This is a genomic window from Bradyrhizobium pachyrhizi (assembly GCF_029714545.1).
Taxonomy (GTDB): Bacteria; Pseudomonadota; Alphaproteobacteria; order Rhizobiales; family Xanthobacteraceae; genus Bradyrhizobium; species Bradyrhizobium pachyrhizi.
Genome location: NZ_CP121667.1, coordinates 264,508 through 276,850, shown reverse-complemented (window position 1 = coordinate 276,850; position 12,343 = coordinate 264,508). Strand labels below are relative to the sequence as shown.

The window sequence follows — 12,343 nt, the reverse complement described above, 5'->3', positions numbered from 1 at the left end:
GCGAAATCCGGGAGTCATCTCGCGGCAGATAGAGCGGCCCCCGGATTGCGCTTCGCTTCATCCGGGCTACGCATCCTTGCAGCTACAAATGCGCCAGATAATGCGCGAGTGCGGTGATCTCTTCGTCGCTCAGCGGATAGGCGACATCGGCCATCGCGGCCTGGGCCCCGCCGGAGCGCTGGCCCGATTTGTAATCGTGCAGCGCCTTGACGAGATATTCCTCGCGCTGCCCGGCGATGCGGGCCACCGCCTTGGTGCCGGCAAAGTTGTCGCCATGGCATGAGGCGCAGCGACGGCCGGCGGCGGCCTGCTTGCCCTTTTCGGACAAGTCCGGATTGTCGTCCTTGCCGCCCTTGAACGGCGTCAGCGACGCGAAATAAGCGCCGAGATTGCGGATGTCGTCGTTGTTGAGCTGCTCGACGATCGGCTGCATCTGCTCGTTCTTGCGCGCGCCGGCGCGGAAGAACACCAGCTGCCATTGAACGTACTGGTCGAGCTGGCCGGCGAGCGAGGGAATGTTCTCGGTCTGCGAGATGCCGTTGTCGCCGTGACAAGCGGCGCAGATTTCGGCCTTCGCCTTGCCGGCGGCGACATCGGCAGCGTTGGCGGACGACGCAACTGCGATAGCCGCCGCGAACAGGATTGCAAGGGACGCAACACGCATTGCCAGTTTTCTCCACGGGTCATTGCCGGGCCTGGCCCGGCAATCCATCTGGCTTGCAGAAGGGTTTTTGTTTGGATGGATGCCCGGGTCAAGTCCGGGCATGACGAGTCTGTTCCGTCGTTGGGCTTGCCGAACCACGTAAACGGGGCTGCGGGTGCCTGATCGGCCACCGCAGCCCCGCATTGTTTCAACCGCTACTTCTTGCTGTAGCTGATGCGATAGATCGCACCGGCCCAGTCATCGGCGACGAGGATCGAGCCATCCTTGTCGAGCAGGATGTCGGCGGGACGGCCGAGATAGCCCTGGTCTCCCTGGATCCAGCCGTCGGCGAAGATTTCCTGCTTGGCGTTCTTGCCGTCGGGGCTCGCGGTGATCTTCACGATGCGGCCGCCCTGGTACTTATGCCGGTTCCAGGAGCCGTGCTCGGCGATCAGGATGCTGTTCTTGTAATCGGCCGGGAATTGGCTGCCGGTATAGAACTTCATGCCGAGCGGAGCGACGTGCGCACCGAGATTGTACACCGGCGGGGTGAACTCCGAGCACTTGTGACCCATCGCGAACTTGGTGTCCGGCAGGTTGCCCTGGTGGCAATAGGGATAGCCGAAGTGCTCGCCGATCTTCGAGATCATGTTGAGCTTGTCGCTTGGCAGATCGTCGCTGATCCAATCGCGAGCATTCTCGGTGAACCAATACTTGCCGGTGCGCGGATCGACGTCGCCGCCGACCGAGTTGCGCACGCCGAGCGCCCAGATTTCCGCGTTGCCGGTCTTCGGATCGACGCGGCGGATCTGCGACACCGAGGTCGGCGGAATGCCGATGTTGAAGGGCGGTCCGAACGGAATGTAGAACCAGCCTTCCTTGTCGACGGCGATGTATTTCCAGCCATGCGCCGCGTAGGACGGCATGTCGTCATACACCACCTTGCCGCTGCCGAGATTGTCGAGATTGGCTTCGGCATTGTCGTACCTGATCAGCTTGTCGACCGCGATGACGTAGAGCGCGCCGTCGCGGAAGGCGAGGCCGGTCGGCATGTTGAGGCCCTTGAGGATGGTCTTGACCTCTTTCTTGCCGTTGTTGTCCTTGATCGCATAGACGTTGCCGAGCCCGAACGAGCCGACGAACAGCGTGCCCTTGTCGCCCCAGGCCATCTGCCGGGCCGCGAGTACGTTCGAGGCATAGACCTCGATCTTGAAGCCCGGCGGCAGCTTGATCTTCTTCATCATCGCCGCGAGTTCGGAATCGGACGCGCCGGTCGGCGGACCGGACGGCGGGGCAAGGCCCTTCTGCGCTTCGGTCTCGTCGCCGAGGAACCAGTCATCCGGCGGATGGGTCCAGAATTCCTTGGTGCCCGATTCGTACTTCTTCAGCGCACGATTCTTGTCTGTCTGTTGCTGCGCACTGGCGAAGGTCGTCCCCGCCAGCAGCGCGATCGCCGCGAACGCAAGTATTGATCGATTGAAAGCGGATTTCATCGCGTCACTCCCCTACGCAAGCCGTTGCAGCTTGCCTGTTATTGATTTTGAACGCCCTGAGAGATGATGGTGGCGGTCTGTGAGGTAGGTCAGACGGCAAAATGGTAGCACATCCATCGACGCTGAAAAGCGCATCCGCCGGTGTGCGCTGCGTCAAAACTAGTTGAGACGATATTTGAGACGAAATTTTCCTGAGCAGCCTGCCTGATAACAAGGCATTCTGCACCGCAGCGTGATATTCGAATGAAGCTAACGCTCGTGATCGTTTCTATCGCGACGACAGGCGCGCCAGACCGAGCGCCTGCGCCTTGGCCTTCGACAGCGGCCTGAACAACACGCTGCGCCGCTGCCCGCTCGTGATCGCCGCGATCTTGAAGCCGTCATCGGCGGCGATGATGTCGCCGGTCCGAAGCGTCATGTCGTCCTCGATCGCAATCGGCGACAGGCCGGTAGACGCGCCGGCGCTGCACGAGCATTGCGGCACCATCTCGCGCTGGAAGCGGAATGCATTGGCGAGCGTCTGGTAGGTCTCGCCCGCTTCGGTTCTGGCGCTGTCGATATCGGAGCCGGAGTACAGCTTCACCTCGGCGGCGGGACAGGCCGCCTCGCATGCCTTGACGTCTGCCGTCTCGCTCACGCGCGGCAGCGGAAAGAAGCGGCCGTCGCAGGTCCTGACGCAGAAGTTTTGCTGGCCGCCCCGGTGCGACCGCGTCGTGATGTAGACCCGCGCTCGCGGCCGTTCGGCCGGCTCGAGGTCAGGCGCCGGCCCAAAGCCAGGCATGGGAGAGAAGCTGGGCGCCGGGGCATACGCCGAGTCGCTCGGCAATTGCTGCGCTGATGCGCCCGAACATGTCCAGACGCCGACGAGCACGACCAGCGCAGCAACGTTTGCGCGAGCCAAGCGGCGATTCAATCCGGGAGCCGGCTTCCAACTGATCGACATCGTTCACGCGTTTGCCGCGCCGGCAAAACCGGCGGCAACCATTCCAACGCCAACACAACCACAGATTTCTATCAGTTTTGAGAATGCAACGTTTGTCGGTTAACAAAAGCCGGAAAGCGCCACGGCGGGCCGCGGCATCTTGACCTCGCAATCGCGGCCTGGAGATGCGGCCTCGGGCCGGACCGCAAAAAGCCCGCGCCAATGGCGGGCCTTCATCAGACTGTCAGCTCGGTCAGCGAGAAATTTTGGAGCGGGCGAAGGGGCTCGAACCCTCGACCCCGACCTTGGCAAGGTCGTGCTCTACCACTGAGCTACACCCGCATCCGAAATGGCGGCGATCGCTCGCCGGCAACGGCAGACCTATGCCAAAAGCCGTCTGTGAATGCAACACAAGAGCGCGGTCCGAACCTCACGAAATCGCACGGCTTCTCTAAAAATTGACCCCGAATCGGCCGAAATCGGCTGCGCCGCCGATTTCTTTTCAGATTTCCGCCGGAACCGGCCTCAGGGCCATCTCGTCCCGGAGCGATTCGAGCCAGATCTCGAACCACCCGGTCAGCGTCTGCGTCAGCCCGACGCGGCGGGGCGGGTCGCACTCGAACTCGGCCCACCATTCGATAAAGGCCCGGTTGCCGTCGATCACCGGGGTTACCTGCACCGTCGCGCTGAAATCCGTCACCGGCAAGGTCGGGGTGTCGACAAATTCGTAGGTCTGGAAGCGTTCGACGTCGGACTGCGCGAGCAGCCGCTGCCGGATCCGCCGCCCCTGTACAGCACATTGCGCACGGCCCCGACGGTATCGCCGGATTTGCCGTCCTCGATCTCGCTCGTCCCCGCGCCATGGACCCAGACCGGGTAATTGTTGAAATCGCGGATGATTTTCCAGACTTCGCCGGCCGGCTGCTCGAACACCGTGCTGTAATAGGCCTTTGCCACGGGCGCTCCCCTGCTGTCGTGAAGGATCGCCATCATCGGCCGTTCCGCGGCACCAACCCACCCGATCTCCGATGGAACGGGACGGACGGCCAAGCGATTGAATTTTGCTGGCTGACTGCCATTTACGGAGCATGATCCCGGAAACCGGTTCCCACTTTTCCGGGATCATGCTCTAGCTGACAGAACGGCTGAACGTGCCGTTCCGGGCGTGCTAGAACGCCCCCGGATTTCCGACCTCAGAAGCAGGCGAGGACAACGTGACGATAATGGAGCAGGGCGGCCCCACGCCCGAGGCAGCGCCCGATCTGATCAAGGAGACGACGACCCAGACCTTCGTCAAGGACGTCATCGAGGAATCGCGCCGTCAGCCGGTCATGATCGACTTCTGGGCGCCGTGGTGCGGCCCATGCCGCCAGCTCACGCCGATCCTGGAAAAGGCGGTTCGTAACGCCAAGGGCCGGGTCAAGCTGGTCAAGATGAACATCGACGAGCATCCGCAGATCCCCGGCCAGATGGGCATCCAGTCGATCCCGGCCGTGATCGCCTTCGTTAACGGCCAGCCCGCCGACGGCTTCATGGGCGCGGTGCCGGAGAGCCAGGTCAACGCCTTCATCGAGAAGATCACCAAGGGCGTGCCGGCCGCCGGCGAGCCTAATCTCGCCGAGATCCTGGCCGAGGCCGACGCCGTGCTTGCCGAGGGCGACGCCGCCCAGGCCGCGCAGATCTATGCCGAGGTGCTGGCGCACGACGCCACCAACATCGCGGCCCTCGCCGGCCTCGCCAAGTGCTACGTCACGTCGGGTGCGATGGAGCAGGCCAAGCAGACGCTGGCGATGGTTCCGGAATCCAAGCGCAACGACGCTGCGGTGAAGGCGGTGCAGGCGGCGATCGATCTCGCCGAACAGGCGGAAGCGGTCGGCCCGGTCGCGGAGCTGGAACAGAAAGTCGCCGCAAACCCGCTCGATCATCAGGCCCGATTCGATCTCGCCACCGCGCTCAACGCGATGGGCAAGCGCACGGAAGCGACCGAGCAATTGCTCGCCATCGTCAGGCGTGACCGCAAGTGGAACGACGACGGCGCGCGCAAGCAGCTGGTGCAGTTCTTCGAGGCGTGGGGCGGCACCGATGAGGCAACCGTCGAGGGGCGCAAGCGGTTGTCGACCATCCTGTTTTCGTAAAGCACGCCCGTCACAGCAGCGGGACCGCAGATGCCGATCAATGCCGAATATCGCGGGCCCGGCGAGCTCCCGGAGGTGATCCCGGTGTTCCCGCTGCCCGGCGCGTTACTGCTGCCGCGCGGCCAGATGCCGCTCAACATCTTCGAGCCGCGATATCTCGCGATGATCGACGACGCGCTGCGCGACGGCCATCGCCTGATCGGCATGATCCAGCCCGACGTGACGCATTCGCAGAAAGAGGCGAAGCCGGTCCTGTTCCGGATCGGCTGCGTCGGCCGCATCACCCAGCTCGCCGAATCCGGCGACGGCCGCTACATCCTCGAACTGACCGGCGTCGCGCGCTTCAAGGTGGTCGAGGAGCTGACCGTGCAGACGCCGTACCGGCAGTGCAAGGTCGACTTCTTCTCCTTCGCCGGCGACTTCACCGCGCGCAAGGGCGAGGAGGCCGTCGACCGCAAGGCGCTGCTCGAAGTGCTGGCCGATTTCCTGGAAGCCAACAATCTGAAGGTCGACTGGGAAGGCATCGAGTCCGCGCCCAACGAGGCGCTGGTCAATGCGCTGGCGATGATGTCGCCCTATGGTCCGGCCGAGAAGCAGGCGATGCTCGAGGCGCCGGACCTGAAGACCCGCGCCGAGATCCTGATCGCGGTCACCGAGATGGACCTCGCCAAGAAGCGCACCTCGGGCGACCCGCCGGTGCAGTAAGGCGCTTCGAGTGAAGCGGCTACCGGCTCGCGTGAAGAAAACGCGTCAAACCAAAAAGCTTCCCACCCATCAGCGATTGCGCAGCTGCTTGCGGCCGGTGAACATCGCACGCACCAGGTTCTGACGCTGCAGCAAGCCGACCACGACGACGCCGAGCACGTGCAGCCCGACCAGCACCATGACCGCATCCGAGGCATAGGCGTGGGTGTCCTCGACCCACCAGACTCCGAAGAAGGTCACGGTGACCTCCATCGCGCCCGTGATTGTCGAGATCGTAAGCAGGAACAGCAGCGCCACCAGCATCACGGTGCCCGCCGGATTGAGCCCGATATAGCGCCCGGTGATGCCGCGGCGGAGATTCCAGATGTAGCGCGGCGCCGCGCGCAGGCGAACGCCGAGCCTGCCGAAACGCGCGTAGCGCGTGCCGGCAAAGCCCCAGATCAGCCGGAATGCCAGCAGGGCGATCACCGAATACCCCGCCACCCGGTGCACTCGGTCATAGGTGCTGGGCGTCACCCAGGCGACCAGGACGAGGATGGCGAGCGCCCAGTGCCACAGCCGCAGCGGCAGGTCCCAGACCTGCACGCTGGTCGCGCCGCGGGCGCCCGGCGCCGCCTTCGTCATCGCGCCTGCTTCACTTCGCGATCGTGTGCTTCAGGCTGAGGTCTTCCGGGCTGTAGAACAGCTCGTAGAGCTTGCCTTCCTTGACGCCGTACACCTCGTAGCAGGAGCCCTCGATTTTCGACCGGCGCACCTCGTAGCCGAGCGCCTTGGCCTTGGCTTCGGCCTCGCTTGCCGGCTTCCACGACGCCTTGTCGAGCTTGGTGCAATTCTTGTAGCCGTCGGCGAACGCTGCCGATCCGGTCAGCCCAAGAACGCTCCCAAATACGCATGCTGCAAGCGCAGCGCTCAAAATCACTCTCACGCGCATATCCCCTCCGTTGACAATCATACCCACAACGCCTTCGCGCAGGGCACATGCGTGAAGAATGCTGAGGCGATTGCCAAGTCAAGGAAGCGCCGCGACGGCTGGCTTTAGAGGAATTCTAACGGTTGCCAAAACCGCTTTGCGCTCCACGCGCAGTTTGGTTTTGGCGGCGTGCTGCGGCCTTACGCCTCATGCGTATCGGGGCCGCCCGGCGCAGCCCATCGATCAGGATGCGGCACCCGCCATGGCGAAACGAACCGCAGGCCATTCGGCCGCTGCCGGGGTTCGCCCGCCGATCATCTGCGCGACTTTCTCGCTCTGGACCGGCGGGCTGAAGTGGAAGCCCTGCACTTCCACGCAGGCATCGGCGCGGAGGATGTCGAGCTGCTCCCTGGTTTCAACGCCTTCAGCCGTCGTGGTCTTGCCGAGGCTGACGGCAAAGCGCACGATCGCGCGCGCGATCCGGCGCGACTCGTCGGTCGCGCCCGAGAGCTCGGACACGAAGCTGCGGTCGATCTTGACCTTGTCGAACGGAAACTTCTGCAGAAAGCTCAACGACGAGTAGCCGGTGCCGAAGTCGTCGAGCGCGATCCGCACCCCCAGATCGTGCAGTTGGCTAAGCGCGGTAAACACCGCTTCGCTGTCCTGAATGATGGCCGTTTCGGTGACTTCGAGCTCGAGGCGCTCCGGCGAAATTCCGGCACTCGCCAGCGCGTGCACGATCACCGGGACCAACTCCGGACTCCTGAACTGCACGGGCGACAGGTTGATCGCGATCTTGAGGTCGTCGGGCCATTTGGCGGCCTCCGCGCACGCGGTGCGCAGCACCCATTCCCCCAGCGGCACGATCAGGCCGGTCTCTTCCGCCAGCGGAATGAACTGCGCCGGAGATACCATGCCGCGGTGCGGATGGTGCCAGCGGAGCAACGCCTCGAAGCCGCAGGTCTCCCCGCTCGCGACGTGGATGAACGGCTGATAGTGCAGCTCGAACTCGCCATTGGCGAGCGCACTGCGCATGTCGCGCTCGAGGCCGCGCCGGGCCTGCAGCAGCCGATCGAGCTCCGGCTCGAAGAAGCGGAACGAGCCGCGCCCGCCGCTCTTGGCCGAGTAAAGCGCGAGATCGGCGCTGCGCAGCACCTCGTCCGAATCGGTGCCGTCGCGCGGTGCGATCGCAATGCCGATGCTGGTCGTGGTGGTCACCCGATGATCACCGAGATCGATCGGCTCGCTGAGCGCCTTCCTGATCTTCTCGGCGAGCAGGCCCGCTTCCGTGACCGGATCGCCGACATAGTCGATCACCGCGAACTCGTCGCCGCCGAGCCGCGCGACCAGCGTCGTATCGCTGACGGATCTGCGCAAGCGCGCGGCCACCGACTTCAGCAGCGCGTCGCCCGCCGGATGCCCGAGCGTGTCGTTGACGTCCTTGAAGCGGTCGAGATCGAGCATCAACACCGCAAGGCTCGGTCCGCCGCACCGGGCACCGGACAGCGCGCGCTCCATCCATTCCTTGAGCAGCACGCGGTTCGGCAGATCGGTCAGCGCGTCGTGCTGCGCCATATAGGTGATCTTGGCCTCGGAGCGCCGCTGCTCGGTGACGTCGCGATGCGTCGCCACCCAGCCGCCGCCGGGCATCGGCTGCCGCGTCACGCAGATCAGCCGGCCGTCGGCGAGCTCGTCGACCCGGCTGCTGATCTCGCCGGCCGGGAGCGCGTTCAATGTCGCGAGCACCTGCGTGGCGGCGCTGTCGCTGGTCTCGCCCTTGAGAATGCCGTTGGCGATCCGATGCCTGATGATCTCGCGATGGGACGTGCCGGGCAGCAGCAATTCCGGCGGCAGCCGGTACATCTTGGCGTAGCGATCGTTGCAGACGACGAGGCGCTTCTCCGCATCGAACATGCAGAGGCCCTCACCCATGTGGTTGATCGCGGTATCCAGCCGGAACCTCTGCTCCTCCAGCTCCTTCTGCGACGCCTCGACCTGCTGTCGCGCCGACGAAAGCTGGCTGATGATCTCCTCGAAGCGGCGGGTGCGAAGCGCCAGCCGGCGATCCGCGAGCACGCCGACCAGGCTCATGCCGAGCACCGAGAGCGCCACGCCGGCGATCACGATAGCGAGGAAGGCCGGCGAGAGCGACAGGGCCGCCGGAGCCAGCAACGGATCCGGAACGATCTCGACCGCGCCCATCGCGGTGAAATGATGCGACACGATCGCAAGCGTCAGCAGCAGCGCCGCGGCGAGCGACATCCAACGATCCTGATGGCGCACCGCGATCGCCAGCGCGGCGTAACCGAACAGCATGCCGAGCACGACGGAGGCCGCCACGAGATCGAGCGACCAGACCACGTGACCCGGTACTTCCAGCGCCCACATCCCGAGATAGTGCATGCTGGCGATGCCGGCTCCGATCACGGCGCCGCCGACCGGCGCGCGCCAGCGGCTGGAGTCGCTGGCGGCAAGGCCGAGGCCGCCGGAGGTCAGCATCATCGCCGCGGCGAGCGACAGCCCGGTGAGGACGATACCGTAGCCGGTGGGGATTCCCGGCTCATAGGCCAGCATGGCGATGAAATGCGTTGCCCAGATGCCGTAGCCGATCGCGGCGCCCGCGATCGCAATCCAGATCAGCCGTGTCCTCGCCTGCGATGCAATTGCGCGATGAAAAATATTGACCGCCACAATACTGGCGACGAAGCAGACCAGCCCGGCGAGCAGAACGAGCCGCCAGTCATGCTCACCTGAAAGGCACGTAAGAACACGAAACATGCGTCGGTCCATGGTTATCCGTACGCACAGGCTAGGCTGATTGAATTGTCTTCTCGATAATATTCTGCAACTTTCAGTAGCATGGTTATCCGCGCGTAAGCCGATTCCGCACCGAAATTGATGGCTCCATAAATTTCACAGCGATGCGCGATCCGCGCGGCTCAGCCAGCCAGCGGAACGAGTACGGTTTCACCGGTTGCAACCAGCGAGATTTCACCCTGCGCGTTCTCCGCAAAAAGTTCCGCGCGCGCGAAGACCTGCCTGCGCCCGGCACGCAATGTGGTTCCTTTGGCGATGAAGCAGCGGCCCAGCGCGGGCTTCAGGCAGTTCATCGAGAAATGGGATGCGGTGACGGAACCCGCGATCGACGCCGCGGCAAAGCCGCAGGCGGTGTCGAGCAGCGCCGCGATCATCCCGGCGTGCAGGTGTCCCGCATATTGGGTGAGATCGTCGCGCCAGGGCATCCGTAGTTCCACCGTGCCGGTGCCGGCGGTGACGACCTCGAAGCCGGCAAGCCGGTTGAAGGCCGCCGACGCGTTGGTCGCAACGAGACGTTCGAGATCGAAGCCCGGGCCAGTCGTCATGTAAAACTCCATTGCGGGGGCCGCCGTTCGAGATTCGCCCTGACGGCCTCGATGTGATTGGGCGAGCCGAGCAGACGCGCCTGTTCGGCCGTTTCCGCCGCAAGTCCGGTCGCCGCATCGCGATCGGCTGCAAGATTGAGCAGCCGCTTGGCGGCGCGGATCGCATCCGGGCTGCGGTCCGCGATTGCGCGCGCCGTCTCCAGCGCGGCCTCGCGCGGCTGTTCGACGATCCGGGTGGCGAAGCCATGACCAAGCGCCTCGTCCGCGGAAAAGACGCGCGCGGTGTAGGTGAGTTCACGGACCACATCCTCGCGCGCAAGATGGCGCATCAGCTGCGTGCCGGCCATGTCGGGCACCAACCCCCATTTGGCTTCGATGATCGCAAGGCGCGTGCCGGGTGCGAGATATCTGATGTCGGCACCGAGCATCAGCTGAAAGCCGCCGCCGAAGGCTATGCCGTGGACGGCGGCGATGACCGGCGCCGGCAGCTCGCGCCAGAGCCACACCAGATGCTGCGCAAAGTTGGCAATGCCGTGGGTCCGACGGCCGAGATCAGCGAAGGGCAGGATGGATTCGCCCTCCGTCGTTGCGACCAGACGCTCCATGTCGAGGCCTGCGCAGAAGGCCTGCCCTTCGCCCGAGAGCACCACGGCGCGGAGCTTGCGGTTATCCGCGAGCTGCGCACCGATTTCGGCGATCGCGGCGAACATCGCCGGATCGAGCGCATTGAGCTTGTCCGGGCGGTTGAGCCTGACGTCCGCGACGCCATCGGCAAAGCTGAGGCTGATGCGATCAGTCGTCATGGTCGTCCTCGCTAATAGCCGGCGGCGGCGAGCGCCACGACGGCGCTCATCGCCATCCAGCCGAAGTGGCGGAAGCGGGTCGCCACCGCGTTGGCGAGTGCCGCGACGCCGAACACGACACCGAGCGTCGCCACGATCCAGTGCCGCGCGGCATCGGAGGCCATCAGGGGCGCGGCGATCAGCAGCACGCCGCCGCCGATCCAGGCGACGGTACCAGCCTGATAGACCAGGCGAAGCAAGAGCCGCAGCCGCGGCGGCTCGACGGTGGCGCGCGCGAATATCCTCGTCTCGCCGAGCACGCCATGGATGAGACTGACCAGGATGGCGACGGCGCCGGCGCCTTGCAGCAGAAGATCACGCATCGCGGCTTCCATACACTACTGTATGGTATATGACCTCGGCCGCTGGCGCCTGTCAATACACTTGTGTATGGTGGGCGGCGCAAGACGGGGAACCATGGCGGAACAGCTCTCGGTCAAGGACTGGCTCGATCAGGGCCTGAAGACGCTGGCGCGACGCGGCTTCACGGCGCTCAAGGCCGAGCCGCTGGCCAAGGCCATGGGCGTTTCGCGCGGCAGCTTCTACTGGCATTTCGCCGACATCGGCGCCTACCGCGCGGCGATCCTCACCCATTGGCGCGAGGTCGCGGCCGAGCAGGTGATCGCGGAGCTCGAGACCATTCCACAAGGCGGCGACGCGCTGGCGCTGTTGCTACGCCGTGCCTTCTCGGCGCGGCTGGCGCTGGAACGCGCGGTGCGCAGCTGGGCCACCGCGGACGCCGAAGCGCGCGCCGCCGTGCTCGAGGTCGACCAGCGCCGGATCGGCTATATCGAAAGCCTGCTGCGGCAGTCCGGATTCCCGGACGACGTGGCGCGCGGCCGCGCGCAGATCTTCTATTGGGCGTTTATCGGCTACGCGCTGTCCGAGCAGGCGCTGCCGAAGCCGCGTCAGCAGGCCGCGATCGACGAGCTGCTGCGGATGGCCAGGCGCTGACAGCTGACATTTGGATGTGCTACATCACGGCCAGTTCATTCTGACGCGTTTTCTTCACGCGAACCGGTGCCCACTTCGCTCGAAAACGCTCCAGTCGGAGACCGCAATGAATTCCACGACCGACCATCTCGAGAGCACCGCCGACCCAAAACTGCTCGAAATCCTGGTGTGCCCGATCACCAAGGGGCCGCTGGAATTCGACGCCGCGCGGCAGGAGCTGATCTCGCGCTCGGCCAAGCTCGCCTATCCGATCCGCGACGGCATTCCGATCATGCTGCCGGAAGAGGCGAGGAAGATCGATTGATGTAAGCGTAGCCCGGATGAAGCGCAGCGCAATCCGGGAAAGTCTCACCGCGGATAGTCTGCCCCGGATTTCG

At 64.7% G+C, this 12,343-nt stretch carries 16 protein-coding genes and 1 tRNA gene; 5 read left to right on the top strand and 12 right to left on the bottom strand.

Translation table 11 applies throughout. The features are described 5' to 3' along the window. Window positions 1-82 precede the first annotated feature (82 nt). From QA639_RS01300 to QA639_RS01290, 3 genes are all read right to left on the bottom strand, one after another. Window positions 83-664, bottom strand: coding sequence for a c-type cytochrome (locus tag QA639_RS01300; protein ID WP_283089015.1), 582 nt, complete (start codon window positions 662-664; stop codon window positions 83-85). Window positions 665-858: 194 nt separating this feature from the next. After that, window positions 859-2,136 carry a PQQ-dependent sugar dehydrogenase gene (locus QA639_RS01295; RefSeq protein ID WP_028352288.1) on the bottom strand — a complete coding sequence of 426 codons (1,278 nt, stop codon included), beginning with the start codon at window positions 2,134-2,136 and terminating at the stop codon, window positions 859-861. A gap of 268 nt (window positions 2,137-2,404) precedes the next feature. Continuing rightward, entirely contained in the window at window positions 2,405-2,917 is a 513-nt protein-coding gene (locus QA639_RS01290; RefSeq protein WP_283089014.1) for a DUF2865 domain-containing protein, read from the bottom strand. On the opposite strand from QA639_RS01290, the gene QA639_RS01285 reads away from it, so the two are divergent. Next, window positions 2,916-3,182 carry a hypothetical protein gene (locus QA639_RS01285; protein WP_244978481.1) on the top strand — a complete coding sequence of 89 codons (267 nt, stop codon included), beginning with the start codon at window positions 2,916-2,918 and terminating at the stop codon, window positions 3,180-3,182. The genes QA639_RS01290 and QA639_RS01285 overlap by 2 nt on opposite strands. A 143-nt stretch (window positions 3,183-3,325) precedes the next feature. Here the strand turns inward: QA639_RS01285 and QA639_RS01280 are convergent. From QA639_RS01280 to QA639_RS42135, 3 genes are all read right to left on the bottom strand, one after another. Continuing rightward, window positions 3,326-3,400: transfer RNA gene (locus QA639_RS01280), tRNA-Gly, on the bottom strand. Between the two features lie 160 nt (window positions 3,401-3,560). Beyond that, window positions 3,561-3,836 (bottom strand): SRPBCC family protein, encoded by a 276-nt coding sequence (locus QA639_RS42140; RefSeq protein ID WP_283090711.1) that lies wholly within the window; start codon window positions 3,834-3,836, stop codon window positions 3,561-3,563. Continuing rightward, on the bottom strand, window positions 3,755-4,051 hold the full coding sequence (locus QA639_RS42135) for an SRPBCC family protein (protein ID WP_283090721.1): 297 nt from the start codon (window positions 4,049-4,051) through the stop codon (window positions 3,755-3,757). Before QA639_RS42135 ends, QA639_RS42140 begins: the two co-directional genes overlap by 82 nt. Before the next feature lie 221 nt (window positions 4,052-4,272). Between QA639_RS42135 and trxA the strand changes: the two genes are divergently transcribed. Both trxA and QA639_RS01260 read left to right on the top strand, forming a co-directional pair. Continuing rightward, window positions 4,273-5,193: a thioredoxin gene (trxA, locus tag QA639_RS01265; RefSeq protein ID WP_028352287.1), complete on the top strand. Its 921-nt coding sequence runs from the start codon at window positions 4,273-4,275 to the stop codon at window positions 5,191-5,193. A gap of 30 nt (window positions 5,194-5,223) precedes the next feature. Further along, a complete protein-coding gene (locus tag QA639_RS01260) occupies window positions 5,224-5,898 on the top strand; it encodes an LON peptidase substrate-binding domain-containing protein (RefSeq protein WP_028335846.1) in 675 nt (224 codons plus the stop codon). 69 nt (window positions 5,899-5,967) lie between these two features. On the opposite strand, the gene QA639_RS01255 is transcribed toward QA639_RS01260, so the two are convergent. The 6 genes from QA639_RS01255 to QA639_RS01230 all read right to left on the bottom strand — a co-directional run bounded on the left by QA639_RS01255 (window position 5,968) and on the right by QA639_RS01230 (window position 11,335). Beyond that, window positions 5,968-6,522, bottom strand: coding sequence for a cytochrome b/b6 domain-containing protein (locus tag QA639_RS01255; protein WP_028335845.1), 555 nt, complete (start codon window positions 6,520-6,522; stop codon window positions 5,968-5,970). 10 nt (window positions 6,523-6,532) lie between these two features. Continuing rightward, complete coding sequence (locus QA639_RS01250; protein WP_152977450.1) at window positions 6,533-6,829, bottom strand: PepSY domain-containing protein; 297 nt, start codon at window positions 6,827-6,829, stop codon at window positions 6,533-6,535. Between the two features lie 222 nt (window positions 6,830-7,051). After that, complete coding sequence (locus tag QA639_RS01245) at window positions 7,052-9,586, bottom strand: bifunctional diguanylate cyclase/phosphodiesterase (protein ID WP_283089013.1); 2,535 nt, start codon at window positions 9,584-9,586, stop codon at window positions 7,052-7,054. A gap of 161 nt (window positions 9,587-9,747) precedes the next feature. Continuing rightward, the gene (locus tag QA639_RS01240; protein WP_283089012.1) at window positions 9,748-10,170 is read right to left on the bottom strand and encodes a PaaI family thioesterase; all 423 of its coding nucleotides are present in this window, start codon (window positions 10,168-10,170) and stop codon (window positions 9,748-9,750) included. Next, window positions 10,167-10,973, bottom strand: coding sequence for a crotonase/enoyl-CoA hydratase family protein (locus QA639_RS01235; protein WP_283089011.1), 807 nt, complete (start codon window positions 10,971-10,973; stop codon window positions 10,167-10,169). Before QA639_RS01235 ends, QA639_RS01240 begins: the two co-directional genes overlap by 4 nt. Window positions 10,974-10,984: 11 nt before the next feature. Then, window positions 10,985-11,335 carry a hypothetical protein gene (locus QA639_RS01230; protein ID WP_283089010.1) on the bottom strand — a complete coding sequence of 117 codons (351 nt, stop codon included), beginning with the start codon at window positions 11,333-11,335 and terminating at the stop codon, window positions 10,985-10,987. Window positions 11,336-11,429: 94 nt separating this feature from the next. Here QA639_RS01230 and QA639_RS01225 point away from each other — a divergent pair, with 94 nt between their 5' ends. Next, a complete protein-coding gene (locus QA639_RS01225) occupies window positions 11,430-11,966 on the top strand; it encodes a TetR/AcrR family transcriptional regulator (RefSeq protein ID WP_283089009.1) in 537 nt (178 codons plus the stop codon). Window positions 11,967-12,072: 106 nt separating this feature from the next. Beyond that, the gene (locus QA639_RS01220) at window positions 12,073-12,270 is read left to right on the top strand and encodes a Trm112 family protein (protein WP_018269337.1); all 198 of its coding nucleotides are present in this window, start codon (window positions 12,073-12,075) and stop codon (window positions 12,268-12,270) included. The last annotated feature ends 73 nt before the right edge of the window (window positions 12,271-12,343 follow it).

What these genes read in the sequence shown, in the direction of transcription:
- QA639_RS01235 (WP_283089011.1), bottom strand. Translation starts at nt 10,973, where the DNA reads ATGACGACTGATCGCATCAGCCTCAGCTTTGCCGATGGCGTCGCGGAC.
- QA639_RS01255 (WP_028335845.1), bottom strand. Translation starts at nt 6,522, where the DNA reads ATGACGAAGGCGGCGCCGGGCGCCCGCGGCGCGACCAGCGTGCAGGTC.
- QA639_RS01220 (WP_018269337.1), top strand. Translation starts at nt 12,073, where the DNA reads ATGAATTCCACGACCGACCATCTCGAGAGCACCGCCGACCCAAAACTG.
- QA639_RS01245 (WP_283089013.1), bottom strand. Translation starts at nt 9,586, where the DNA reads ATGTTTCGTGTTCTTACGTGCCTTTCAGGTGAGCATGACTGGCGGCTC.
- QA639_RS01290 (WP_283089014.1), bottom strand. Translation starts at nt 2,917, where the DNA reads ATGCCTGGCTTTGGGCCGGCGCCTGACCTCGAGCCGGCCGAACGGCCG.
- QA639_RS01225 (WP_283089009.1), top strand. Translation starts at nt 11,430, where the DNA reads ATGGCGGAACAGCTCTCGGTCAAGGACTGGCTCGATCAGGGCCTGAAG.
- QA639_RS01300 (WP_283089015.1), bottom strand. Translation starts at nt 664, where the DNA reads ATGCGTGTTGCGTCCCTTGCAATCCTGTTCGCGGCGGCTATCGCAGTT.
- QA639_RS01285 (WP_244978481.1), top strand. Translation starts at nt 2,916, where the DNA reads ATGGGAGAGAAGCTGGGCGCCGGGGCATACGCCGAGTCGCTCGGCAAT.
- QA639_RS01240 (WP_283089012.1), bottom strand. Translation starts at nt 10,170, where the DNA reads ATGACGACTGGCCCGGGCTTCGATCTCGAACGTCTCGTTGCGACCAAC.
- QA639_RS42135 (WP_283090721.1), bottom strand. Translation starts at nt 4,051, where the DNA reads ATGATGGCGATCCTTCACGACAGCAGGGGAGCGCCCGTGGCAAAGGCC.
- QA639_RS01295 (WP_028352288.1), bottom strand. Translation starts at nt 2,136, where the DNA reads ATGAAATCCGCTTTCAATCGATCAATACTTGCGTTCGCGGCGATCGCG.
- QA639_RS01230 (WP_283089010.1), bottom strand. Translation starts at nt 11,335, where the DNA reads ATGCGTGATCTTCTGCTGCAAGGCGCCGGCGCCGTCGCCATCCTGGTC.
- QA639_RS01250 (WP_152977450.1), bottom strand. Translation starts at nt 6,829, where the DNA reads ATGCGCGTGAGAGTGATTTTGAGCGCTGCGCTTGCAGCATGCGTATTT.
- QA639_RS01260 (WP_028335846.1), top strand. Translation starts at nt 5,224, where the DNA reads ATGCCGATCAATGCCGAATATCGCGGGCCCGGCGAGCTCCCGGAGGTG.